The sequence below is a fragment of the Stenotrophomonas maltophilia genome (genome assembly GCF_039555535.1).
In the GTDB taxonomy this organism is placed as follows: Bacteria; Pseudomonadota; Gammaproteobacteria; order Xanthomonadales; family Xanthomonadaceae; genus Stenotrophomonas; species Stenotrophomonas maltophilia_Q.
On sequence record NZ_CP154630.1, the window covers coordinates 1,926,632 to 1,949,893 of the forward strand.

General features: G+C 63.8%; 27 protein-coding genes. 20 read left to right on the top strand and 7 right to left on the bottom strand.

Features of this window, described 5'->3' with window-relative positions; genetic code table 11:
- Positions 1 to 11 precede the first annotated feature (11 nt).
- The 14 genes from virB11 to AASM09_RS08965 all read left to right on the top strand — a co-directional run bounded on the left by virB11 (position 12) and on the right by AASM09_RS08965 (position 13,184).
- Positions 12 to 1,055, top strand: coding sequence for a P-type DNA transfer ATPase VirB11 (virB11, locus tag AASM09_RS08905; RefSeq protein WP_033833165.1), 1,044 nt, complete (start codon positions 12 to 14; stop codon positions 1,053 to 1,055).
- A gap of 3 nt (positions 1,056 to 1,058) precedes the next feature.
- Positions 1,059 to 2,024, top strand: a complete 966-nt coding sequence (locus AASM09_RS08910; RefSeq protein ID WP_049429682.1) for a lytic transglycosylase domain-containing protein — start codon at positions 1,059 to 1,061, stop codon at positions 2,022 to 2,024.
- A gap of 73 nt (positions 2,025 to 2,097) precedes the next feature.
- Positions 2,098 to 2,520 carry a TrbC/VirB2 family protein gene (locus AASM09_RS08915; RefSeq protein ID WP_033833163.1) on the top strand — a complete coding sequence of 141 codons (423 nt, stop codon included), beginning with the start codon at positions 2,098 to 2,100 and terminating at the stop codon, positions 2,518 to 2,520.
- The gene (locus AASM09_RS08920; protein WP_012480639.1) at positions 2,513 to 2,821 is read left to right on the top strand and encodes a type IV secretion system protein VirB3; all 309 of its coding nucleotides are present in this window, start codon (positions 2,513 to 2,515) and stop codon (positions 2,819 to 2,821) included. Before AASM09_RS08915 ends, AASM09_RS08920 begins: the two co-directional genes overlap by 8 nt.
- Before the next feature lie 84 nt (positions 2,822 to 2,905).
- Positions 2,906 to 5,353: a VirB4 family type IV secretion/conjugal transfer ATPase gene (locus AASM09_RS08925; protein ID WP_049429681.1), complete on the top strand. Its 2,448-nt coding sequence runs from the start codon at positions 2,906 to 2,908 to the stop codon at positions 5,351 to 5,353.
- A gap of 51 nt (positions 5,354 to 5,404) precedes the next feature.
- Positions 5,405 to 6,205, top strand: a complete 801-nt coding sequence (locus AASM09_RS08930; RefSeq protein WP_157805848.1) for a hypothetical protein — start codon at positions 5,405 to 5,407, stop codon at positions 6,203 to 6,205.
- Positions 6,206 to 6,279: 74 nt separating this feature from the next.
- Positions 6,280 to 7,437 (top strand): type IV secretion system protein, encoded by a 1,158-nt coding sequence (locus AASM09_RS08935; RefSeq protein WP_049429679.1) that lies wholly within the window; start codon positions 6,280 to 6,282, stop codon positions 7,435 to 7,437.
- A gap of 14 nt (positions 7,438 to 7,451) precedes the next feature.
- Positions 7,452 to 7,970 (top strand): DUF4189 domain-containing protein, encoded by a 519-nt coding sequence (locus AASM09_RS08940; protein WP_238378686.1) that lies wholly within the window; start codon positions 7,452 to 7,454, stop codon positions 7,968 to 7,970.
- A 110-nt stretch (positions 7,971 to 8,080) separates the two neighbouring features.
- The gene (locus tag AASM09_RS08945) at positions 8,081 to 8,626 is read left to right on the top strand and encodes a DUF4189 domain-containing protein (protein ID WP_080355029.1); all 546 of its coding nucleotides are present in this window, start codon (positions 8,081 to 8,083) and stop codon (positions 8,624 to 8,626) included.
- 32 nt (positions 8,627 to 8,658) lie between these two features.
- Positions 8,659 to 9,201, top strand: coding sequence for a DUF4189 domain-containing protein (locus AASM09_RS22190; protein ID WP_080355028.1), 543 nt, complete (start codon positions 8,659 to 8,661; stop codon positions 9,199 to 9,201).
- A 177-nt stretch (positions 9,202 to 9,378) separates the two neighbouring features.
- Positions 9,379 to 9,903, top strand: a complete 525-nt coding sequence (locus AASM09_RS08950) for a DUF4189 domain-containing protein (RefSeq protein ID WP_049429678.1) — start codon at positions 9,379 to 9,381, stop codon at positions 9,901 to 9,903.
- A gap of 317 nt (positions 9,904 to 10,220) precedes the next feature.
- Positions 10,221 to 10,757, top strand: coding sequence for a hypothetical protein (locus tag AASM09_RS08955; RefSeq protein ID WP_010484878.1), 537 nt, complete (start codon positions 10,221 to 10,223; stop codon positions 10,755 to 10,757).
- A 57-nt stretch (positions 10,758 to 10,814) separates the two neighbouring features.
- A complete protein-coding gene (locus tag AASM09_RS08960) occupies positions 10,815 to 11,819 on the top strand; it encodes an XVIPCD domain-containing protein (protein WP_049429677.1) in 1,005 nt (334 codons plus the stop codon).
- 96 nt (positions 11,820 to 11,915) lie between these two features.
- The gene (locus tag AASM09_RS08965) at positions 11,916 to 13,184 is read left to right on the top strand and encodes a hypothetical protein (protein ID WP_414488771.1); all 1,269 of its coding nucleotides are present in this window, start codon (positions 11,916 to 11,918) and stop codon (positions 13,182 to 13,184) included.
- 54 nt (positions 13,185 to 13,238) lie between these two features.
- Here the strand turns inward: AASM09_RS08965 and AASM09_RS08970 are convergent, their stop codons facing one another.
- Genes AASM09_RS08970 through AASM09_RS08980 form a run of 3 tightly spaced genes read right to left on the bottom strand, consistent with a single transcriptional unit; the run spans position 13,239 to position 15,932 of the window.
- Positions 13,239 to 14,567: an XVIPCD domain-containing protein gene (locus tag AASM09_RS08970; RefSeq protein WP_049429675.1), complete on the bottom strand. Its 1,329-nt coding sequence runs from the start codon at positions 14,565 to 14,567 to the stop codon at positions 13,239 to 13,241.
- Entirely contained in the window at positions 14,564 to 15,217 is a 654-nt protein-coding gene (locus tag AASM09_RS08975; protein ID WP_049429674.1) for a hypothetical protein, read from the bottom strand. The genes AASM09_RS08970 and AASM09_RS08975 overlap by 4 nt, the downstream gene beginning before the upstream one ends.
- Positions 15,218 to 15,260: 43 nt before the next feature.
- Positions 15,261 to 15,932 carry a hypothetical protein gene (locus AASM09_RS08980; protein ID WP_049429673.1) on the bottom strand — a complete coding sequence of 224 codons (672 nt, stop codon included), beginning with the start codon at positions 15,930 to 15,932 and terminating at the stop codon, positions 15,261 to 15,263.
- A 259-nt stretch (positions 15,933 to 16,191) separates the two neighbouring features.
- Here AASM09_RS08980 and AASM09_RS08985 point away from each other — a divergent pair, with 259 nt between their 5' ends.
- Complete coding sequence (locus tag AASM09_RS08985) at positions 16,192 to 16,698, top strand: GNAT family N-acetyltransferase (protein WP_049429672.1); 507 nt, start codon at positions 16,192 to 16,194, stop codon at positions 16,696 to 16,698.
- 21 nt (positions 16,699 to 16,719) lie between these two features.
- Here AASM09_RS08985 and AASM09_RS08990 read toward each other — a convergent pair whose 3' ends face one another.
- From AASM09_RS08990 to AASM09_RS09000, 3 genes are all read right to left on the bottom strand, one after another.
- Positions 16,720 to 16,926, bottom strand: coding sequence for a hypothetical protein (locus AASM09_RS08990; protein WP_005410107.1), 207 nt, complete (start codon positions 16,924 to 16,926; stop codon positions 16,720 to 16,722).
- A 58-nt stretch (positions 16,927 to 16,984) separates the two neighbouring features.
- Entirely contained in the window at positions 16,985 to 17,422 is a 438-nt protein-coding gene (locus AASM09_RS08995) for an acetyltransferase (RefSeq protein ID WP_049429671.1), read from the bottom strand.
- A gap of 68 nt (positions 17,423 to 17,490) precedes the next feature.
- Positions 17,491 to 18,258, bottom strand: a complete 768-nt coding sequence (locus AASM09_RS09000) for an NAD(P)H-dependent oxidoreductase (protein ID WP_343368966.1) — start codon at positions 18,256 to 18,258, stop codon at positions 17,491 to 17,493.
- Positions 18,259 to 18,336: 78 nt separating this feature from the next.
- On the opposite strand from AASM09_RS09000, the gene AASM09_RS09005 reads away from it, so the two are divergent.
- From AASM09_RS09005 to AASM09_RS09025, 5 genes are all read left to right on the top strand, one after another.
- Positions 18,337 to 18,696: a winged helix-turn-helix transcriptional regulator gene (locus AASM09_RS09005; protein WP_049429669.1), complete on the top strand. Its 360-nt coding sequence runs from the start codon at positions 18,337 to 18,339 to the stop codon at positions 18,694 to 18,696.
- 76 nt (positions 18,697 to 18,772) lie between these two features.
- A complete protein-coding gene (gene tadA / locus AASM09_RS09010; RefSeq protein WP_100443812.1) occupies positions 18,773 to 19,297 on the top strand; it encodes a tRNA adenosine(34) deaminase TadA in 525 nt (174 codons plus the stop codon).
- Positions 19,298 to 19,372: 75 nt separating this feature from the next.
- Entirely contained in the window at positions 19,373 to 19,945 is a 573-nt protein-coding gene (orn, locus tag AASM09_RS09015) for an oligoribonuclease (RefSeq protein ID WP_049429668.1), read from the top strand.
- Positions 19,946 to 20,051: 106 nt separating this feature from the next.
- Positions 20,052 to 20,924 (top strand): EcsC family protein, encoded by an 873-nt coding sequence (locus tag AASM09_RS09020; protein ID WP_014647556.1) that lies wholly within the window; start codon positions 20,052 to 20,054, stop codon positions 20,922 to 20,924.
- A 171-nt stretch (positions 20,925 to 21,095) separates the two neighbouring features.
- A complete protein-coding gene (locus tag AASM09_RS09025; protein WP_049429757.1) occupies positions 21,096 to 22,211 on the top strand; it encodes an alkene reductase in 1,116 nt (371 codons plus the stop codon).
- An 89-nt stretch (positions 22,212 to 22,300) separates the two neighbouring features.
- Here AASM09_RS09025 and AASM09_RS09030 read toward each other — a convergent pair whose 3' ends face one another.
- The gene (locus tag AASM09_RS09030; protein WP_430523914.1) at positions 22,301 to 23,128 is read right to left on the bottom strand and encodes a mechanosensitive ion channel family protein; all 828 of its coding nucleotides are present in this window, start codon (positions 23,126 to 23,128) and stop codon (positions 22,301 to 22,303) included.
- Between the last annotated feature and the right edge of the window lie 134 nt (positions 23,129 to 23,262).

The window sequence follows — 23,262 nt, forward strand, 5'->3', positions numbered from 1 at the left end:
GAAGAACAACCATGGACGCCGAAGTGTCACCCCTCGCCCTCGTTTCCAGCGACTTCCTGCGCTATCAGTACGAAGTGCTGGGCATCGCCGAGTACATGACATCCCCGGAAGTGACGGAAATCTGCATCAACCGTCCCGGTGAGCTGTACCTGGAGACCCGGGCGGGGTGGCAGCGGGTGGAGGTGCCGGGCCTGACGTTCGAGCGGGCCCGGCAGTTCTGCACCGCCGTGGTGAACGAAAGCAACACCGGCCAGCGCATCACCGATGCCGATCCGGTCGTCTCGCTCACCTTCCCGACCGGGCAACGTGCGCAGTTCGTGATTCCACCTGCCTGTGATGCCGGCAAGGTCTCGATCACGATCCGCCTGCCGTCCAAGCACACCAAGTCGCTCACCCAGTACCACGAGGATGGCTTCTTCAACCAGATCCTGGAACAGGATGGCAGTCTGAGCGAGCAGGACCGCGAGCTGCTGGAACTGCGCCAGCAGCGCGAGTACGCAGAGTTCTTCCGTCGTGCGGTGATGTACCGCAAGAACATCGTGGTCTCCGGTGCGACCGGTAGCGGCAAGACCACCTTCATGAAAGCGCTGGTCAATCATATCCCGGACAACGAACGCCTGGTCACGATCGAGGACGCGCGCGAACTGTTTCTGACCCAACCCAATGTGGTGCACCTGCTGTACTCCAAGGGTGGGCAGAGCACCAGCAATGTCAGCGCAAAGAGTTGCATGGAAGCCTGCCTGCGCATGAAGCCCGAGCGCATCATCCTGGCCGAGCTGCGCGGTGACGAGGCGTTCTACTTCATCCGCAACTGCGCATCGGGCCACCCGGGCTCGATCACCAGTTGCCATGCCGGTAGCCCGGAGCAGACCTGGGACCAGCTGGCGCTGATGGTGAAGGCCTCGGCCGAGGGTTCTGGCCTGGAGTTCAACGTCATCAAGCGACTGTTGATGATGACCATCGACATCGTCGTGCATATCAAGGCGCATGCCGGCTCGCGCTACATCACCGGCATCGACTTCAATCCTGGGCGTGCCCAGGGGCAGGAGGGCTGACCAATGCTGCCAGGACTGGAAATGATGGCGTGCCCGGAAATGGCCGTCTCGATGGACGTGATGCAGCACGTCATCAACGTGGAATCGTCGCGCAACCCCTATGCCATCGGTGTGGTCGGCGGCGCCCTGGTGCGCCAGCCCAAGGCCCTCGACGAGGCGCTGGCCACCGTTCGCATGCTGGAGGAGAAGGGCTACAACTTCTCCATCGGTCTGGCCCAGGTCAACCGCTACAACCTGGGCAAGTACGGGCTGGATTCCTACGAGAAGGCCTTCCAACAGTGCCCGAACCTGCAGGCTGGTTCGCGCATCCTCGCCGACTGCTACAAGCGCTCCGGTGGTGACTGGGGCAAGTCGTTCAGCTGCTACTACTCGGGCAACTTCGAGACCGGCTTCCGTCACGGGTACGTGCAGAAGATCTACGACTCGATCCGCCGCGGTCAGCAGGTCGCAAGCAATGGCGTCGCGCCGATTGACGTGGTCAGCCGTGGCGAGCGTCGGGTGGTCAGGGTCGAACATCATCCGCAGACAGTCTCGCCGGCCCAGACGCGCATCGTCGCCCAGAGCAGTGCGCCGGTGTACGTACCGTCCAATGACCCGGCCCGGGCCTACACCGTCTACCCATCAACCGGTGCGATGGCCCGCAGCAGCCTGCTGAACATCGCCGACCAGGCGGTATCGCGCGTGGTGCTGGGTTCGGTCGATCGAATGATGCAGCCACAGGCGCAGGGCGGAAACGACATGCCGCAGCAGGCTCCGCAGCAGTATCAGCAGCCTGGTGCGGCTCAGGGTGGGGCAGCCATGCCGCAACAGCTGCCCGGGATGGCTGCTGGCGCGAATGCGCCGGTGATGCTGCGCCCCTGGAACGAGCGCAACGCGCCGGCAGCGGACACCCAGAATTTCTACAACGCACCGGCACCCCGTGCGCCGGTGCAGCAGATTCCCGCAGGGGATGCGGCCTTCGTGTTCTGACGAAGTCGTGGTGCGACCGGTCCCCCGGCTGGTCGATTCAGTTGTGTTAGTCCATCAACAAGGAAATCAATCCATGAAGCGATTCAATCTCGACCTCGTCCAGGCCCAGCGCACGCTGAAGACCATGCTGATGGCCGTCGCATTCGCAGGTGCTGTGTTCGCTCCCCAGGCCCTGGCAGGCGGTACCGACTTCGGCGGCACCGATGGCAAGGTCTGCGGCTTCTTCTCCAACATCAACGGCCTGCTGAACATGGCCTCTATCGCCGTGGTCACGATCGCCGTGATCTTCGCCGGTTACCAGATCGCGTTTGCCCACAAGCGCATCGGTGACGTGGCCCCGATCCTGATCGGCGGTGTGCTGATCGGCGCGGCAGGCCAGATCGCGCGCATGCTGCTCGGCAAGGAGGCTGGCAGCTGCGACAAGGTCGGTGGTGGCGACGGCGCTGGCATGGCGTTTGAAATGATCAAGCACGCCGTCCAGTACTACAGTGCATAAGAACGTCCTGTTCCGGGGATGCACGCGCCCAGCGATGTTCCTGGGCGTTCCCTACCTGCCATTTTTCATGGTGGCGGGCGGGTTGTTGCTGCTGAGCATGTACACGAACTTCTGGTTTCTGCTGACCATCCCGGTGGCCATCTTCATCATGCGGCAGATGGCCAAGCGTGACGAGATGATCTTCCGCCTGCTGGGCCTGCGCCTGATGTTCAAGCTCAAGGTGCGCAACGTGCAGGAGCATGATGGCATGTGGGTGTTCAACCCGAATCACTACCGCAACAAGCCAGCCCCCAGGGATTGAGGGCTGGATCCGGCCAGGCGGGCGTTGAACGCCCGCTTGGCCAACTCCGCATCTTTGCCGGCAGTACCTTTTGGAAGCAGTCGTATGTTCAACCCAGATACCTCCATCAGCGAATTCATCCCCTTGTCGTCGCACGTGGCTCCGAATGTGGTGAAGACCACGGGCGGCGACTACCTGTTGACGTGGCACCTGGAAGGGCTGCCGTTCGTGGGGCGCGAAGAATGGGAGCTTGAGCATCGGCACAACACGTTCAACCGGTTGCTGCAGACGCTGCGCGCGCCGGATTTCGTCAACGTTGCCTTCTGGGTGCATGACATCCGGCGCCGTCGCACGCTGAAGGGAAAGAGCTACTACAAGCAGCGCTTCAACCAGGACGTGTGCGACCAGTACATGGGCATGCTGTCCTCTCAGCGCATCATGCAGAACGAGCTGTACCTGACGATGATCTATCGCCCGGTGGTGGCGGGAAAGCGCTTCGTGGAGAAGTCCGCGAACGTGGACAAGCTGCGCGCCGAGCAGGAGCAGGCTGTCGAGAAGCTGATGGAGCTGGCCGGCAACGTCGAGGCGGTGATCCGCGACTACGCGCCGTACCGGCTCGGCATGTACGAAGCCAAGAACGGCGTGGTGTTTTCCGAAACGCTGGAGCTGTTCGGCTACCTGATCAACCGCATCGATGAGCCGGTGCCGGTACTGTCGGCGCCAGTGAAAGACTATCTTCCGGTCAGCCGGCACATGTTCTCGGCCAAGACCGGCGATTTCGTGATCAATACGCCCAATGGCGTCAATCATTTCGGCGCGATCCTGAATATCAAGGAATATGCCGAGGGGACCTATCCGGGCATCCTCAATGGTCTGAAGTATCTGGACTACGAGTACGTCATCACCCATTCGTTCAGCCCGATGGGGCGCCAGGACGCATTGAAGGTGCTGGACCGGACCAAGGGCATGATGATCTCCTCGGGCGACAAGGCGGTCAGTCAGATCGTCGAACTCGACCAGGCGATGGATCATCTGTCGTCAGGCAACTTCGTGCTGGGCGAATACCACTTCATCATCGCGGTGTATGGCGACAGCCAGGCGAAGCTGTCGCAGAACGTGGCCTCGACCCGTGCCGAGCTGTCCAACGCCGGTTTCGTGTCGACCAAGGAGGATCTGGCAGTTACCTCGTCGTTCTATTCGCAGCTGCCAGCCAACTGGCGCTTCCGCACGCGGCTGGCCAACGTCAGCTCGCTGAATTTCCTCGGTCTGTCGCCGCTGCACAACTTCGCCACCGGCAAGCAGCACAACAACCCGTGGGGCGACTGCGTGACCACGCTGCAGACCACCAACGGCCAGCCGTACTACTTCAACTTCCATGCCACCCATCCATCCGAGAATTCGCTGGGTGAGAAGGCGATCGCCAACACCATGGTGATCGGCAAGTCCGGTACCGGCAAGACCGCGCTGATCAACTTCCTGCTCAGCCAGGTTCAGAAGTATGAGCCGTCACCGACCATCTTCTTCTTCGACAAGGACCGTGGTGCGGAGATCTTCGTGCGTGCCTGCGGTGGCAATTATCTGGCTCTGGAGAACGGTGCGCCGACTGGCTTCAACCCGTTCCAGTGCGAGAACAACGAAGCGAACGTGCAGTTCCTGGCCGACCTGATCAAGGTGCTGGCCGGCAAGCGCGAGTACAGCGCCCGCGAGGAAGAGGACATCTACCGTGCGGTGGAGAGCATGCTCGATACGCCGATGCATCTGCGCAGCATGACCAACTTCCAGAAGAGCCTGCCCAACATGGGCGACGACGGCCTCTATGCGCGCATGCGCCGTTGGACTTCGGGCAATTCGCTGGGTTGGGTCTTCGACAATCCGATCGATACGGTGGATCTGAGCAAGGCCAACATCATCGGCTTCGACTACACCGACATCATCGACAATCCCGAAGTGCGCGTGCCGGTCATCAATTACCTGCTGCACCGCCTGGAATCGCTGATCGACGGTCGACCGCTGATCTATGTGATGGACGAATTCTGGAAGATCCTGGACGGCGAGGGTGGCCTGAAGGAGTTCGCGAAGAACAAGCAGAAGACCATCCGTAAGCAGAACGGCCTGGGCATCTTCGCCACGCAGAGCCCGGAAGACGCGCTGAAGAGTGATATCTCCGCTGCCCTGATCGAGCAGACCGCCACGCTCATCCTGCTGCCGAACCCGAACGCCAGCAAGAGCGACTACATGGATGGCCTGAAGTTGACCGAGGCGGAGTTCAAGGTGGTCACGGCACTGGACGAGCGCTCGCGCTGCTTCCTGGTCAAGCAGGGCCATGCTTCCAGTGTCTGCCAGCTCAACCTGCGTGGCATGGACGACATCCTGTCGGTGATCTCGGCCTCGACCGACAACATCGACATCATGCATCGGGTGCTGCAGACGGCTGCAGTCCGCAATCGGATCACTGTGGACGAACTCACGCCGGAACAGTGGCTGGAGGACTTCTACAAGAACCGAAAGGGCTCTGGTAAAGCCAAGGCCTCTGCCGAAACCGATGCGGCTTGAAAGCCCTGGATCAGACAGCGCCGAATGAAATCCATTCCCCTGGAGAAGAACATGAGCATGACATCCCGAAATCACAAGCGCCACCGCGGTCTGCGTCAGAAGCGCCTGGCAGCCATCCTGCTGGGGAGCATGGTCATGTTCTCCACCACGTCGGTTTCGGCCGGTGGTTACCCTGTCTTCGACCTCAGTAATCTCATGCAGGCACTGAAGGACTTTGCCCAAGGGAAGGCGCAAATGAAGGCTGACGGGCTGGAGTACGCGGCTCAGGTAACTCGGTGGAGAAGGACGTTCCAGGAGTACCAAAATGCGCTTGTCCAGATCCAGGGCATGATCAACAACTTCGGCTTGCCGCCAGGCGCCACATTGGAGCGGGTTCCAGACGACTATATGGTCGCCGACCTCTGCCGTACGTCGGCGGGCTTCAGCGCTGGCAGCCTGCTGAAGAAGTTTGTGCTGGATACCTCCGGTGATCTCTACGCGCAGCAGCAGCAGCTGTGCGTCAACATCCAGATGATGGAAAACCGGAAGCGCAACGAGACGGTGGATTTCATCGAGAAGACCATTCCCAGCATCAACGCGTCGTTGTCTGAGATCATGGGCTGGCGAGGCGGCGCCGATGGCAATCTTGCGGGAACTCTTTCGGCCGTGAACAGTGACTCCCTGCGTACGGCAAACGATATTTCCAAGCTGCAGCAGGAGTGGGAGGCGCGCATGCGGTCCTACGACGCCTATCAGGAGTCAATGAAGGCCAATCAGCGCGTGCTGGCGCGCGTGGCATTGAAGGGCAAGCCGGGCGTCATCTCGCAGCTGGTCAAGACGGCTGCATTGGAAGGCGCTTTGCACATCGACTGACGTCGCTTGGGGCAGGTGCATAGGCACCGGCTCCATGAGGTTGTCCGGTAGGGATACATCAAGGGATTGCGGAAATGATCAGGTCGATTGCCAATTTTGATTTCAATGGCGGATTCCAGGATTTGATGGGGCACGTTGCACGTGTCCAGTCGATCGGGGATTTCGTGTTCTTCAAGTTCATCTTCGACTTCCTGCGAAAGAAGATAAACAAGTTCGGCATCGACATGATGGGGGAAATGATGCAGTGGGTCGGCGGCATCGCCCTCACGCTCATGACCCTGTGGGTGCTGGTGCAGGGCTTCCGCATCGTGACCGGCCGCAGCCGGGACTCAATGATGGTATTGGTGACCAATATGGCGCGTGCGGCGTTGATCGTCAGCGCGGCCACCACGATGGGCGCTTTCGGCACCAACCTGCAGAGCTTCCTCACCCACGACGTCAAGGCAGAAATCACGAAGGTCGTGACAGGCTCGAACGAGTCACCCGAAGCTCAGATCGACAAGAGCCTGGCATGGATGCAGGTGGCGCTTTCCAGTATCGACGCCATCCAGATCATGAATGACGGGGAGCTGCTGGAGGACAAGAAGCGGGCACTGTTCTTCATCGGCATGGGCACCGCAGGTCCAGCCATCACCGCTGGTGCGATGCTGATGCTGTATGAAATCGCCATGGCGCTGTTCATCGGCTTTGGCCCTCTGTTCATCCTCTGCCTGTTGTTCGACCAGACCAAGCAGTTGTTCCAGCGTTGGCTGTTCTACGGCATCGGCACGATGTTCTCCATGGCCGTACTTGCAGCGATGGTCTCCATTGCACTGGATATGGTGGTACGTGTAGCGGCCACTTTCTGGACCACAGCGCTGGTGCAGGAGTTCATCCTCAAGGAAAGCATGTCCGACGGCATGACCAGCCAGGCAATGCAGCAGGGAGGCATGGGCCTGATCCTCACCGCGTTGATCCTGACTACACCCCCAATGGCAGCGATGTTCTTCCAGGGTACCCTGGGCACCTTCATGGCATATTCGCAGATAGGTGGTGGCGCCAGTGCCTCGCCGAGTGCTGATGGTCGTCCGCCGGGCATGTCGGCTCCGCCGCCGGCGGCTCCAGAGGCCGCGTCGGGCCACAATGCAGCAAATCCTCAGAACAGTCTGGGCCGAGTGTTTGACGGCACGGGCGGGGCGGGAGGAACCACACCTGGTCAACGTGGCGCGGCGAACGCCAATCAAGGAAATTAGAGGCTGGACTGACGATGAGCGCCAACGGTTTTCTGAAATATCTTTGCTTGTCTTTCGTGTTTATGGGTTCTGCATACATCAATTCTGCGTTAGCAGAAGGTCGCTGCCCTCCGGGCCAGTATCCGATCGGCGATCAGGGAGTGGGCGGCTGTGCTCCCATCCCTGGTGCAGGCCGGAGCGCGCCTGATGAGAATCCCGGGCACTGGGTTAAGACGTGGGGAGCCGTTGCGGGATCCATGAATGGCGATGCGGGTGCATCGACTGGCCATCAGGCCAAGGCCTCGGCCGAGCAACAGGCGATCGAGCGCTGCGGTCACTGGGGAGCAACTGATTGCAAGGTTCTGTACACCTATTACAACCAGTGCTATGCGTCCATCAGAACCGGCCGGCCGGACAATGGAACGATGTTCAACGCGGGTGCTACCAAGGAACAGGCGCTGGAAAGGGCGACGCAGGATTGTCGGAATTCGGGAAGCCAGGAGTGCACGTTCGTCCACTCGGACTGCACCAAGCCCTTCTTTCAGGAGGGCTGATATGGCAAATCATATTGCCTCCCGTTCTTTGGATGTCGCTTGAAGCACTGCGGAAGGCTTCAAGGAAGATGACGGGTGCGGAGCATCAGACCACCGAGTGATCAACAGTGATGTCCAAAAAGTCTTGGCAATGGCCGGATTCAAGCATCTGGGTAACATTTCTTGGGTTTTTGACGCTGGCGTTTGCCGTGCTCGTCGTTACTGAAAATGCCAATGCCGAAGGCCGTTGCCCTGGGGGCCAGTACCCGATTGGTGGCCAAGGCGTTGGAGGCTGCGCACCCATACCCGGCGCGGCTCAGAGCGCCCCGCAGGAGAATCCCGGGTACTGGGTCAAGACATGGGGTGCAGTCGCCAGCTCGCCTGGAGGAGATGCAGGTTCTGCCACTGGGCATCAGGCCAAGGCTTCGGCAGAGCGCCAAGCCGTCGAGCGATGCCGGCAGGGCGGAGCTACCGACTGCACAGTCGTTTTTACCTACTACAACCAGTGCTATGCGGTTGTCCGGGCTGCACGACCGGACAATGGCATGAGATTCAACACCGGGGCGACGAAAGAACAGGCGCAGGAGCGGGCAACCAAGGACTGCAAGGATTTGGGAAGTCAGGCTTGCTCCGTTTTCCATTCTGACTGTACCAAGCCGTTCTTCCAGCAAGACTGATCGGTTGTGACATCACACGGAGATTCAAGGCAATGGCCGACTTCAAATCTCTGCGTGGTGATTCAGCTTTCGTGATTTCTGCTCTGCTGTTCGCTGCATTACTTGTTGCCAGCAACGCCAGTGCCGAGGGCCGATGCCCTTCCGGCCAGTACCCCATCGGCGATCAAGGGGTTGGTGGGTGTGCCCCGATTCCTGGGGCAGGGGCGACTGCCCGCGACCCCGGGCCCGCGAGTCAGTGGCATAAGACGTGGGGGGCGATTGCGTCGTCCGACGCGACCGCAGATGCGGGTGTTGCAACGGGCCGGCCGAGCAAGGAGAACGCGGAGCAGTTTGCTCTGGCAGACTGCGGTAGGCGCGGTGCTTCCGATTGCCGAGTCATCTACACGTATAGAAACCAGTGCGTTGCATGGTTGGTTCCCAATAGCCAGGGCGGGGCTTCCCGCGCCGGTCTTGCCAGCGCCAAGGACTCCGCCGAAGCGCGGAAGTTTGCCCAGCAGTCGTGCGTCAACACCGATGGAAAGGCGTGTCAGGTTGCATACGAGGACTGTACGAAGCCGGTCTATGAGTCATTCTGACCCGTTGATCGGATTGTCGGACTGGCAGCCAGTGCAACTCGAGATGGCGGCGAAAAGCTTCATGTGTTTGGGTGCAGCTCCGTTTGTTCTCTTGGCTCCAGCATCGGCTGTGGGCAACGATCATCTGCTCAGGCCGTCCCACCTCCCACAATGGGCAGCAAAGGAATGAGTCTCCCCATGAAACGGATCCACCTCGCTTTTCTTCCGTGTCTGCTGACTGCAGGCCTGCTGCCGTTCACTGCGCTTGCCGAAGGCAACTGCCCGCAGGGCATGTATCCCATCGGTGGCCAGGGTGTACAGGGCTGTGCGCCCATTCCGGTGAGCAGCTCAGGATCCCCGTACAACAATCGCCCCAACTGGGCGCAGACCGTGCGCGGCGTGGCGATGGATGCCCGCGGCGACACCTTCATCAGCAACTCGATGCGCTCGCGGGGCAAGGCAAAGCGTGCATCCATGAAGGAGTGCAAGGAGTTCGGGAAAGGCGAATGTAGGTTGGCGACCCTGTTCCAGGCGCAATGCGTGGCGGTCGCCCACGCGGGTCTGGGCACGGAAACCACCAGCGTCGCCACCGCCATGTCCGAACAGGGAGCGGTCGTTGTCGCGATGCAGCAATGCAGCGCGAAGGCGGCATGGAAGCAGCTGCCGCAGGGTCAATGCGGGATCGCCAGAACGGCCTGTACGGCGGATCTGTTCATCAGGTAAGGCGCCATTCACGCTAAGCCCCGTTTTCTGTGATCAATTCCGCTTTTCGATTTCCTCGCACTTCGACGCGGCAGAACACCTCGCGGTAAGCTCCCCGCGCGTCATGAAAATGACGCTCCAGTGCCGCCGAATGCAGGAGTTCTTCCGTCCAATGAGGACGCTGTCAGCCCCTGCATCGGGTGACGCTCGCCATCATCGCGGTCTTGCCGTACGCAAGGCTATGATCCCTGTCCGCGCAGGCGCGGATAAGCCGGAACGCGTTCCGGCTGGGCAGGGAGGCGGGCATCGGCATGACCACATTGAAGGAGTGGGAGGGGATGGAAGACAGGGTTGGCGCACACATGGACGATGCCCTGGCATTCGTTCCGTCCGGTGCGAACCTGCTGGAAGCTGTCAGGGGCGAGCTCAACGGCGATGGCATCGAGTATCAGCTGCTGGTCATCGACCAGCCGACGCCGGAAGGGCTGGTGCCCGGCCAGCACGGACCGAACCGGGTGCTGCTGTTGCTGCGCGGTGACGGGCGCGGGCGTTGGCAGCTGGCCGCGCGCAACGACAAGCTGGTGCCGTGTTCCACCCGAGGTGGCCTGGCCGGCGACCCTTTTGCGTATGCAATGGTCGAGGAAGGCACCTTCAGCGTGATCACCAACGGCGGTAGCCGCGAGCGCTGGAGCAGCACCTACCGGTTCCGCTATGCGCCTGCGGACAAGGCCTGCTGGGTGGATGGGGTGAGACGCAAGGTCGTGGATATCGAGACCGAAGCGACCAACATCCGGGATTACTCGGTGGCGGAGCTGGGCAGGGTGCGGTTCGAGGACTTCGACCCGTCCAGCGTCGCCGAGGTGTCGCTTCCATGAGCCAAGCTCCAACCGGCGGAAGGGAATCCGCGCTGATGAAGATTCAGGAGTTGCACTGTGTCGACCGATAGAGAGTCGCAGCTGTTGCGACAGGCGACCAAAGCCGGCATCGACTCCCCGCTTGAACTGGCCAATTTCATGGCCCAGGCAGGGCACGAGTCGCGCGGCTTGAGCCGGCTCAACGAGAGTTTCAACTTCACCCGGGGAATCTCGCAGATCCCGGTGGAGGCTGCGTGGCGCAATGGCAACGCTGCGCTGGAGAGCGCCCGCCAGGAGGCGCTGCGTGGTCGCCCGGAGAACCTGGCCGAACTGATGTATGGCGGCCGCATGGGCAACGATGCGCCCGGTGACGCGCTGAAGTACCACGGCCGCGGCTATCTGCCATTGGTCGGCAAGGAGAATTACGAGCGTGCCGGCAAGGCGCTGGATCTGGACCTGGTGAATCACCCGGAGCTGGCCGCGCAGCCCGAGTACGCAGGCCGTATTGCCGTATGGCAGTGGCAGACACGGGTGCCGGAGGGGGCGCGCCATGATGTGCGCGAAGCAACTTATGCGCTTAATGGCGCGCTCAATGGCATCGAGGCGCGCCGGCAACGATTTGAGGTCTGGCAGCAGAAGTTGACGCCGGACGTGATGGCGCGACTGGATCGCGGCGAAGTCGGTGCACCGGCGCAGACCGTTGCACGCGACATGTCGCATGCCGGTGAGCCCGGCAATGCGTTGTTCGAGGATGCGCGCCGGCACCTGCAGCAGATGGGGCCACAAAGTGGACTGCGCAGTGCACAGGAGCTCGACAATACCGCTGGCGTGTTGGCGCTGGGCGCGCAGAAGGCCGGCCTGTCGCGCATCGATCATCTGCTGGCGGGCAACGACGGCCGTACGCTGTTTGCAGTGCAGGGCGCGCTGGGTGATCCGGCCATGCTGCGTGCGTCTGTTGATCGGGAGCAGGCCTCCCAGCAGCCACTGGCGCAGAGCAGCCAGCAGTTGGCGGCCAGCGTTGCGCAGCAGGATCCGACGGCCGCGCTCGCGCGCGAGCAGGAGCAGCGTTCTCGATCCCTGTAATGCCGATGCCGGCGGGCAGGGTGCCCGCTGGCGCTTTACGTACGACGCGTGGCGCCCTGTGGCGCCGACATGGAAACCAACCCGTAAGGACACCACATGCGAATCGTTCCCTTGAATGCCCGGCAGGCCGCTGCCCGCTGCAATGCATCCGCGCGCCGCCTGCCGCCGCTCTGGCTGCTGTCACTTGGACTTGCCGCAGCGTCGGCGCAGGCTCAGGAGGCATCGGTACCCGTCGCTGAGGCGCCCCTCGCTGTCGAGGCGCCCGTTGCCCCACCTGCAGGGGCGGCGCCCGTTGCAGCGCCTGTGGCGGCCGAAGCCGTTGTCGCGGCGCCGGCTCCCGAAGTACCAGCTGCCGTGACACCTCCTGCGGCACCTGGGGTGGACGCGCAGCCGGCGCCGGCTGCGGACCCGGCGCCCGCGCCCGTTGCGCCGGCAGTGGCGGCGCCTGTGGCTGTACCGCCTGCCACCGTCGAGCCAGCCGTTCCGGCGGTAGCACCCGCACCGCCCGCATTGGCCATCGTGCCGTTGCCGCCCGAGCAGGCGACCGAGCGCGCGCTTGGCGCCCGCTGTCCCGTGGACCTGGCCGGGCGACTCGCGACCCAGGGCGACCTGCTGATCGGCGCCTGCCAGGGCAGGATGCCGGCGCATCTGGCCGCGCTGCTGGTCGCGCTGCCCCAGCAGGACATCCACCTGCCGCGCAGCTGGCGCGAGCGTGAGGTGCAGCAGAAGGCGTGGTTCAAGGCGGTGCCGGGCTACGGCCAGCGCCCGGACTTCATCGTGCGGATGGGTGACATCTGGGTGCGTTCACTGGAAGGGCGTGACGCCGACAGCACGTTCTACCTGGTGTCGGCGCCGTTCACCTGCAGCGACCGGGTCGCCAACCGCGATGAGTACGGCGCGGAGCCGGTACGCGTGCCTGCGGGGGATTGCCGCGAGGCCTATGTCAGCCAGCGTGTGTACCAGGTGCGTGGCGATGCCGCACCGCGGGACGTTACCGCCGAGGCGATGCCGGCCATGCCGCCGTTGACGGAAGCCGATCGCGCACGCCAGTTGGCGCGCGAGGGCCGGATCACGCTGGATCACAGCAAGCTGCAATATGGCCCGGCCATGCGCTGGTTCGTGCAGTACCCGGAGACCGCCCAAAAGGGTGGCCCGCGTGCGTTCAGTGACTGGAACCGTGAGCACCTGGCATTCGTTGTCTGGACCGGGGACCGATTCGAGTTGCGCGAAAAGGTTCCGCGCAGCCAGTGGCCCTGCGACCCGGTGGCGCCGGGGGATCGCGCTTGTGGCGGCTTCCCGGATTCCGGCCCGGATCTGTTTGTGACGGCCGGTACCTCCGCGCCGATGGCTGCCTCCGGTCCCTGAGCCGGAGTGCCGACGTGCAGCGGGAGCCGGGCTGACCGGCTCCCGCGCAGTCCATCAGGCCTGCATGCTGCGGGTCTGGTTCCGCTGCTGTTCCAGCTGCTGGTCGCGCTCCAGCGCAACGCGCTGGTCGGCGGCCTGCTGGTCGATGCGCTGGCTGCTCTGCTCCAGCGGCGTGTTCATCGCCATGGTCGTGTCCACCGACACGCGCAGGTGTGCCGGGTCGCCGCCCTGGCCCTGCACCGCGAAGCTTCGCGAGGCATCGGCATTCATGACCACCTCGTCGATGCGCTTGCCGCCTGCCGCGTGCATTTCGGCGGCGAGGCTGCCCGCCAGCTGAGTACTCATCACGTCCGGCACGCGCCCGACCCGCACGTCATGAGCATGCACGCCGCGGATCGCGTCGTTGAACAACGGGTTGCCCAGGTGGTTGGCATCGTCCATGCGCAGCATGCTGGTGTGATGGCCGTTCTTCTCCGCTTCGCGGCGTGCCGGTTCACCGGGCTGCAGCGGGCCGCGGATGTGGTCGTACAGATCGATGGCGCCGCCCGGGATGCCGCGTGCCGCGCGGGTGACACCGCGACGCAGTGACTCGACGTCATCGCGGTACTCCTCGATCATCTTGGCGTTGTCTTTCGCCAGCTTCTGCGTTTCCGGATGCTTCAGCACCGAGCCTTCGTCGAGGAAGTTGCCCAGTTTGTGCGCACCGAACGAGCTGCCTGCTGCAATCAGCGGGCTGTCCGGGATCAGGGCGCGCATCGGATGGTTGCTGAAACCGTTTGCGGCGAGTGTCTTGATTTCATCCGGCTTCGCATAGATGCGGACCTGGCCGAAATGCGGCGACGCGGCGCTGACCGGATCGGAGGCCATGACGTGGTTGATCATGGTGTTGCCGCCTTCCGGAATGCGATAGCTGAGGCTGACCGCGCCGTAGGCATTGAAGGTCTCGCCCTTGACGTTGAAGTGGTGCGAGGTGATCTGGGCGAGGGCGCCGCCGAGGGAGTGGCCGGTGACGGTGACTTCGGGTGGACGCTGCCCGAGATCCTGCCCCTCCTTCTTGGCGTAAGCGAGGGCGCGTTGAGTCAGCGCGATGGCGTCCGGAGCCTGCACGTTGGTGCGGGCAACGACCATGCCACCATCGGTCAGAATCGCATCGCGTGCGATTTGTTCGGTGCCGCGATGTGCGACGACAATTTCATTGGTGTCGACTCGCTGGTAGATCGTTCCCTGATAACCGTTCAGTCGATTATCAACGTGCTCGAGAATCTTGTACTTGTGCCCGTTGATCGGGACGATCTCTTCTTGACCAGGTGCACGACGACCGACCGCATAATCCTTGTATGCATCTTCGGACAGCGCTGCATAATCTTGGCTGTTGAGGCTCATTGGCGGACCTCGCTGGCTTCAAGCGAAGCGGAGAACAGCGCATTCCTCAGTTCCGGGCGGAACTTGGTGGGATCTTCCTGGCCGCTTGCGCCGTAATCAGGAATCTCATTCACGCGCGGATAGTCTGCGCGAGGATAGTGGCGAGTCTCGGTCTCGCCTTTGACAAAGGGTGCTGCCTCAATGAACGACAGGAAGCGGGTTTCACCCTCGGCGCCGGTGGCTTTCAGCATCGCGCCGGCGCCGCTGAATTCCCACTTGCAGACGCCACGACCGTAGTAGTCCTCATCCAGCATCCGGTCGAGGTACACGGTGCCGCGATACTCGCCCTCAGCGACCTTGCGCAGCTCCACCGGTTCCTGGCTGGTAATGCGGGCGGCAGTGCCGGTGGCGGGTTCGATGTGGCCGCACTGGTCTTCGTTGGTGACGTCGTACTGCGCCACGCCTTCGACCACCGCGAAATCGCCGGGGGCATCCTTCAGGCGCAGTACCAGTTCATAGGCCTTGCGCGGGCTGGGGTTGAGCTTGGCGAGGCCGCGCCCACCCTGGGCGACATCGGCTTCGGCAGCGGCACGTTCCTGGTTCATGGCGGTCTCCGGGTTGCAGGCGGTCAATAGAAGCAGAGCAAGGCACGGAATCATCTTGTGGCGCAATGTCGGCCTCCTTTGGGGGTAGAGGGATGGTTGAACTGGCAGCTCATTGCACAAGCTTCTGCACAGTGGTGGTGGTTGAGAACAGCGCGTCGCGCAGATCTTCGCTGTACCCCGACGGATCTTCCTCGCCACTGGCGCCAAAGTTGGCGACAGTGTCGGCGCGCGGATAGATAAGGTTTGGGTAATAAAGCGTAAGAGGTGAGTCGCTCTCCATGCGCTCCTTGTCGATGAACGTCAGGAATCGCGTATCCGCCTCGCCGGTCGTAGCGCGCAACATCGCGCCAACGCTCGTCAGTGCCCAGTGGCACGTGCCGCGCCCGTAGTACTCCTCGTCCTGCATACGGTCCAGGTAGAAAGTGCCGCGGTATTCGTTCTCACCGACCTTGCGTAGCTCGACGGGTTCCTGGCTGGTGATGCGCCCTGCAGTACCTGTCGCAGGCAGGATCCGACCACAATCTGCGTAGTTGCTGACGTCGTACTGGGCCACGCCCTCAACGATCGCGAACGGGCCCGGCGCGTCCTTCAGTGTCAGCACCAGCTCATAAGCCTGCTTCGGTGCGGGATTGAGCTTGGCCAGACCGCGTCCGCCCGCGGCGACATCGCGCTCCGCGTCTGAGTAAGGCGAGCACGCCGCCAGTGCCAGCAGCAGGGTCGCCGGCAGCCAGCATCGTGCGCTGCGCGATGGCGTTGCCGTGCTCAAAGCGTGTTCCTGCATCGTGCATCCATGTCCATATATCCTTCCCTGGTGACAGGTTTCCCGATTATGGGGTGCCCGGGAAACCCGGCGCCACCCGCGAGCGGGCATGGGTGCCAGAAATTTGACGCATTCAGGATTGGGCGGTGGCGTGGAAGCGCTTGCGGCACAGTCGATTTGCCGGCATCGGAACGACTGCGCACCGCATTCGACATTCTGCCGCCGTTCTGTGACATCGATCATTAATTCACGCGATCATCACCAAGCGAAGTCTTCCACCATGAACTACACGATCCGCCCCGAATCCACTGCCCACCACGCCGTCATCCATGCGCTCACCGAGGCTGCCTTCCGCCAAGCCCCGCACAGCAGCCACACCGAGCAGTTCATCGTCGATGCGCTGCGTTCGCGTGGGGAACTGAGCATTTCGCTGGTCGCCGAAGCCCAAGGCCAGGTGGTCGGACACATTGCGCTGTCGCCGGTCACCATCAGCGATGGAAGCACAGGCTGGTTCGGCCTGGGCCCGATCTCGGTGCTGCCCGCGTGGCAGGGGCAGGGCATTGGCGCGGCGCTGATGCGCGCGGCACTCGACGCGCTGCGTGGACTGGGCGCACAGGGTTGCGTGCTGCTGGGTGAGCCGGCGTATTACGGTCGCTTCGGCTTCCGTGCCGAGCCAGGCCTGGTGCTGTCCGGTGTGCCTGCGGAGTACTTCCAGGCGCTCTGCCTGCAGCCTCCACTGGCGCAGGGCGAGGTGCAGTACTCGCCGGCCTTCGAGGCGACGGCCTGATCCACGGCGAGCGCGTGCCCGTCAGGGCGCGCGCCAGACGGTGGGTTCGGGTTGTGGCTTTGGAATGCGATAACCGCCGATGTGTTCAAGCAGTTCATTGGTACGGCGCTGCTCGACCAGTACCTCACGCAGCAGGTTGCGCACGGCGAAGATGGCGAATGGCACCAGGATCCAGACCAGGCTGATGCCCAACGCAAACAGGGTCAGCAGGGCTTTTGCACCATCCATGCACGGCGTTCCTTGGTCGAAAGCAGCCACGCTAGCACGTGACCGCTGCCGACGGATGTCAGCCGTTATGCCGAAGATGGATCAGCGGATACGGGCGCCCCTGCGAATCGAGCGGTGAGCGACCGGTTTCGACGAAGCCCATGCGCAGATAGAAGCCCACGGCCTGCGCGTTCTGCGCGTTGACGTCGGTGCTCAGCTGTGGGCAGAGGGTCAACGCGTGCTGCAGCAGTTGGCGACCAACCCCGGTGCCACGCACGTCCGGATCAATGAACAGCGCTTCCATGTGGGTGCCGTCGATCAGCATGAATCCGAGGGGGCGATCCTGTGCGTCGACAGCAACGGTCATCGGCGCCTGCGGCAGGAAACCGGCCACTTCGGCATCGATGGCCTGGCGGTCTTCGGCACTGAGGAAGTCGTGGGTGGCGTCGACGGCGCGACGCCAGAGGTCGACGAGGGCGGCGCCTTCGTCGGCGCGCGAGGGGCGCAGGTTGGTCATGGGTTCACCAAGGTGCTTCGGAAGAGTGCGAAGTATGAGGCTTTCCGGTAACGCCTGCAGGCGAAGATTCATCCCGCGTCGCGGTGGCGGATGAAGGGGCTGTGCGCAGCTGCGTCGGCGCGCAGCACCACCCCATCCTCGAAATCATCGCTGTCGTTGAAGGGCACGGTCGGCCATCGTTGCCAGCGTGCCAGCCGCTCGCGGTAGTCGCTGGTGGCCGCCGCCATTGCTTTGTCGTGCGCCTGCACGCGATCCGCTGGCAGCCCGGAACGCACGCCGTGCACCACGAATGGTTCCATCACTTCGAAGCCGACGTAGCGCAGGCTGTACATCAACGGCCACAGCAGCAACCGGGTGTCGCCCTCGCGGCCGTCCACCGCGCATGCCCGCGCCGACGAGCCGGTGGTGACGCTCAGCAACGTGCGCTTGCCCTGCATCACGCCGTGCTCGTGGCGCTGCCGGCTGTTGTACATCGGCCCGTAGACGAGCACGCGGTCCAGCCAGCCCTTCAGCATGGCCGGAGCCGCGAACCACCACAGCGGGAACTGCAGGATCAGCAGGTCCGCGGCCCGCAGCATTCGCAGATGGCGCTGCACCTCGGCGGGCAGCTGGCCCTGCTCGGCGCTGTGCCGCTGTTCGCGTTGGGCGTCGAAGTGGTCGGGATGCAGGCGATGCGGATGGTGGTCAGCCGCTTCCAGCGGATCGAAGCGATCCGCATACAGGTCGATCACGTCCACCTGCAGGTTCTCATGCCGCAGCTGCTCGGCGGCCTGCGCGGCCAGATGTGCATTGAACGAGCGGGGCTCGGGGTGGGCAAGCAGGATCAGGGCGCGCATGGGGCGAGGGGCTCATGGAGTGTGCGACCATCCTCGCGATGCCGGCCTGCCCCGGCAATTACGCACCTTGAGGTAACCATGGCCTGTCCCGGAGACGTGTATGCCGCCGACTGCTCCGCACGCGATGCGCTTGCGCTGATTTCAGGCAAGTGGGTGATGCTGCTGCTGCCGGCATTGGCGCAGGGCCCGCTTCGTAACGGCGTGTTGCTGCGGAAGATCGAAGGTATCTCGCAGAAGGTGTTGACCCAGACCCTGCGACAGCTGGAGCGCAATGGCCTGGTCGAGCGTTGCGAACGGGGCAGCAGGCCGCTGCATGTGGAGTACCGGTTGACCGAGGTTGCGCGCGGCCTGGTCGACACGCTGGCTGCCCTGGACCGCTGGGCCGAGCACAACTTTCCTGTGCTGGACGCCGCCCGTGAGCGCTTCGACGCGCGTTAGCGGCGCCTGCACGACCCCGGGGCGTACAATGCGGCCCCGGCGGCCATCCTGGCCCAGTTGAAAAGCGAGAACCGCCATGACCGATGTCCTGGGTGTACCGGTGCACGACGCCGATGAACACTGGATGCGCCATGCACTGGCCTTGGCCGAGCGCGCACAGCGTGACTTTGACGAGATCCCGGTTGGCGCGGTGCTGGTAAGCGCCGATGGCCAGCTGCTGGGCGAGGGCTGGAACCTCAATATTGCCTCGCACGATCCCAGCGCGCATGCCGAGATCGTGGCCATGCGGGCAGGGGGGAAGCTGCTGGCCAACCATCGCCTGCTGGGCAGCACCCTGTACGTGACCCTGGAGCCGTGCGCGATGTGCGCGATGGCGGTCGTGCATGCACGGGTATCGCGCTTGGTCTACGGCGCCAGCGATCCAAAGACCGGTGCGTGCGGCAGCGTGTTCGACCTGCTCGGTGATGCCCGCCACAACCACCGGGTCGAGATCCACGGCGGGGTGCTGGCCAAGGAAGCCAGCACGCGCCTGACCAATTACTTCCGTGCCAAGCGCGGCAAGCCGCCGCTGCTGCTGGAAGACCACGTCGGCGAGGGCTGAGGGGCGAACGGGTATGATGGGCGCCTCTTTCCTTCACCGGTAGGCCGCGCGCCTGCCCAGCAACGAGGCGACACAATGGCGGACACCGGCGCGGCCAACGAACGACTTATCTGGATCGACCTGGAAATGACCGGGTTGGACACCGACAACGATTCGATCATCGAGATCGCCACCGTGGTCACCGACGCCCAGCTCAACGTGCTGGCCGAAGGTCCGGAATTCGCCATCCATCATCCGCTGGAAACGCTGGAGGCGATGGATGAGTGGAACCGCAACCAGCATCGTCGTTCGGGCCTTTGGCAGCGCGTGGTGGACAGCACCACCACCCTTGGCCAGGCCGAGGCGCAGACGGTGAACTTCCTGGCCCAGTGGATTCCTGCCGGCCTGTCGCCGATGTGCGGCAACTCGATCTGCCAGGACCGCCGCTTCCTGCACCGCCAGATGCCGCGCCTGGAGAAGTACTTCCACTACCGCAACCTGGACGTGTCCACGGTGAAGGAACTGGCCAAGCGCTGGGCGCCGACCGTGGCCGCCGGCGTCGGCAAGAACAGCAACCACACTGCCCTCAGCGATGTGCATGACTCCATCGCCGAGCTGCGCCACTACCGCCAGTTCATGGGCGCGCTGTCGGGGCTGCCGGTTGCCTGATGCTGTCACTCGTTGGGGTCGGATCCCTTTCCTGCGGAAAGGGCTCTGACCCCTCTGTCGTACCCCGCGACGAACCGTTCAACTCCCTGGCGCTAAGATCGGCGCCATGAACGAGCCCATCCTGCTCCCCCGCGACATCGCCCACGACGCCCGCGACTGGTCCGACCTGCAGCGGGCGGTGGCCCTGCTGGAAGCGCCGACCCTGACCGCGCGCATGGCCAACCTGGTCGGCACGCCGCTGGAGTTCGCGGTGAAGGCGCTGCCCAGCTCGGTCTCCAATCGCATCCATGGTGCCGTGCAGGCGGCGCTGTCCAAGTCCGCGCAGGCCGCGCTGTGGAGCATGGACAACACGCCGGGCAAAGGCGCTTCAACCCGTTGGCACAAACTGGCGGCGGCCACCTCCGGCGCGGTCGGCGGGGCGTTCGGCTTCGCGGCCTTGTTCATCGAGCTGCCGGTGTCGACCACCATCATGATGCGCGCGGTGGCCGACGTGGCCCGCAGCGAGGGCTTCGACCTGTCCGAGTTCAGCACCCGCCAGGCCTGCCTGGAGGTATTCGCGCTGGGTGGCAACTCGCCGCGTGATGACGCCAGCGAGACCGGTTACTACCTGGCCCGCGGCTTCACCACCGACGTGATGCGGCATCTGTCGGCCGAACTGGCCGGGCGTGTGGTGACCGGCCGTGACCTGACCCTGGGCGTGGCGCCGAAGGAAGCCGGCAAGCTGCTGGCGAAGATGGTGGAGAAGGTGGCGGCGCGTTTCGGCGTAGTGGTCACCGAGAAATTCGCCGCGCAGGCGGTGCCGATTGTCGGTGCCGCTGCCGGGGCAACGCTCAATACCATGTTCACCGACTACTACCAGGACATGGCGCGTGGCCACTTCATCGTGCGCCGGCTGGAGCTGAAGTACGGGGAAGATGTGGTGCGCACCTGCTATGACCGGGTGGCACATGGTGGCGTGTTGATCGAGCCGACGCTGTAACCGGCTTTGGGGTCGCTTTTGGGGTCAGAGCCCTTTGCGTTGCCAAGGGATCCGACCCCTGGGCAGGCCATCCTTGCCTGCCGGGCACAACTGTTTTGCCACGACACGCCTGTTGCCTTTCGCAGGCGGTCCCCATTCTTGCTGGCACTCCCCCTGCAAGAGATGTCCGCCATGTTGTTCACCTCCCACCGTCTGGGCCCGCTGACCCTGCCCAACCGCATCGTGATGCCGCCGATGACCCGCTCGCGTGCGGCTGCCGGCAACGTTGCCACCGCCGAGATGGCGACCTATTACGCGCAGCGTGCCGGTGCCGGCCTGATCGTCAGCGAAGGCACCCAGATCAGCCCGCAGGGCCAGGGCTATGCCTGGACGCCGGGCATCCACAGCCCCGAACAGGTAAAGGGCTGGCGGCAGGTGACCGATGCGGTGCACGCCGCCGGTGGCCGCATCTACGCGCAGCTGTGGCACGTCGGCCGCGTCTCGCATGTGGCCCTGCAGCCCGATGGCGCGGCGCCGGTGTCGTCCTCGGCATTGCTGGCCGAAGGCGTGAAAGTGTTCGTCGACCCGACAGGGGCAGGTCCCGAAGCCGGCGTCGGCGAGATGATCCAGCATTCGATGCCGCGTGCGCTGCGCGCCGACGAGATTCCGGGCATCGTCGCCGATTACGCGCAGGCCGCCCGCAATGCGCTGGAGGCGGGCTTCGACGGCGTCGAACTGCATGGCGCCAATGGCTACCTGATCAACCAGTTCATCGACTCGCAGGCCAACCAGCGCACCGACGGCTACGGCGGTTCGCTGCAGAATCGGCTGCGCTTCCTGCGCGAGGTGGTGCAGGCGGTAGTCGCAGTGGCCGGCGGTGATCGCGTTGGCGTGCGCCTGGCGCCGCTGACCACGCTGCAGGGCGCGGTGGACGATACGCCGCAAGCGACATATCTCGCTGCCGCGCACCTGCTCGGTGAGATGGGGGTGGGCTACCTGCACATTGCCGAGGCTGATTGGGACGATGCACCGCCGATGCCGGTGGCCTTCAAGCAGGCGCTGCGCATGGTCTACCCGGGCACGCTGATCTACGCAGGCAAGTACACCGCCGATCGCGCCGGGCAGGCGCTGGCCGAAGGCTGGGCCGACCTGATCGGTTTCGGCCGGCCGTTCATTGCCAACCCGGACTTGCCGGAGCGTCTGCGTCTGGGGGCGGAATTGAACCCGCCGGATCGGGCGACGTTCTTTGGCGGTGGTGCGGTGGGCTTCATCGACTACCCGGCGTTGGAGGAACGCGCCGTCGCCTGATCGGGGAGGTTGCCGGCCAGTGGTCGGCACTACCGGCGCATGGAAATGGGGTGGGTGCCGACCCTTGGTCGGCACTCTCCCGGGATGGATCAGGGCTTGTCGCGCACCAGCGCATCCGCCTCGACCACGCCGCCATCCTTGCCATGCAGGTACAGGTGCATGTCCTGCTGCGGATACGGAATGTTGATACCGGCCTTGTCATAGCCCAGCTTCAGCTGTTCCAGCAGCGTCACCTTGGTGCCGAACCAGTCGGCCGACTTCACGTAGCAGCGGATGCCCAGGTTGATCGCATGCGCTCCGAGTTCGTACACCACCACGTCCGGTGCCGGCGTCTGCAGCACGCGCGGGTCGGCCTTCATCAGTGCCAGTGCGGTGTCGCGTGCCAGCTGGATGTTGTCTTCGTAGCCGATGCCGATCACCAGTTCGACGCGGCGGGTCGGTTCGGCGGTGAGGTTGATGATCGGTGCGGCGGTGATCAGCGTGTTCGGGATGGTCGTGTGCTGGTTGTCGGCACCGGTAAGGACGGTCTGGAAGATGCGCACTTCGCGCACCGTGCCGGTCTGCCCGGCCACGGTCACTACGTCGCCGACACGGAACGGGCGCAGCGTCACCAGCATCACGCCCGAGGCGATGTTGGACAGCGAATCCTTCAATGCCAGACCGACGGCCAGGCCAGCGGTGCCGAGCACGGCCAGCAGCGGGGTGATCTTCACGCCGAGCGTGTCGATGGCCAGCAGCGCCACGATCACCAGTGAGGTGGCATAGACCACGTTGCGCAGGAAGGTGCCCAGCATCGGGTCCACGCCCATGCGCGCTGTGGCGCGCGGCATCGCGTTGGACAGGCGACGCGCCACCCACAGGCCGACCAGCAGCACCACGATGGCGGCGAGCAACGGCACGCCATAGGTTTCCAGCAGGCGTTCCCAGTCGAGCGAGTGGAACCAGGGCGTTGCGGCGGGGGCGGCGGGTGGGAGCTGCTGCGGCGATCATGCGGACATCCTTTGCTGCGAAGGGCAGGGCGTGCGTGCACGCCAGAAACACGAAGCCCCGC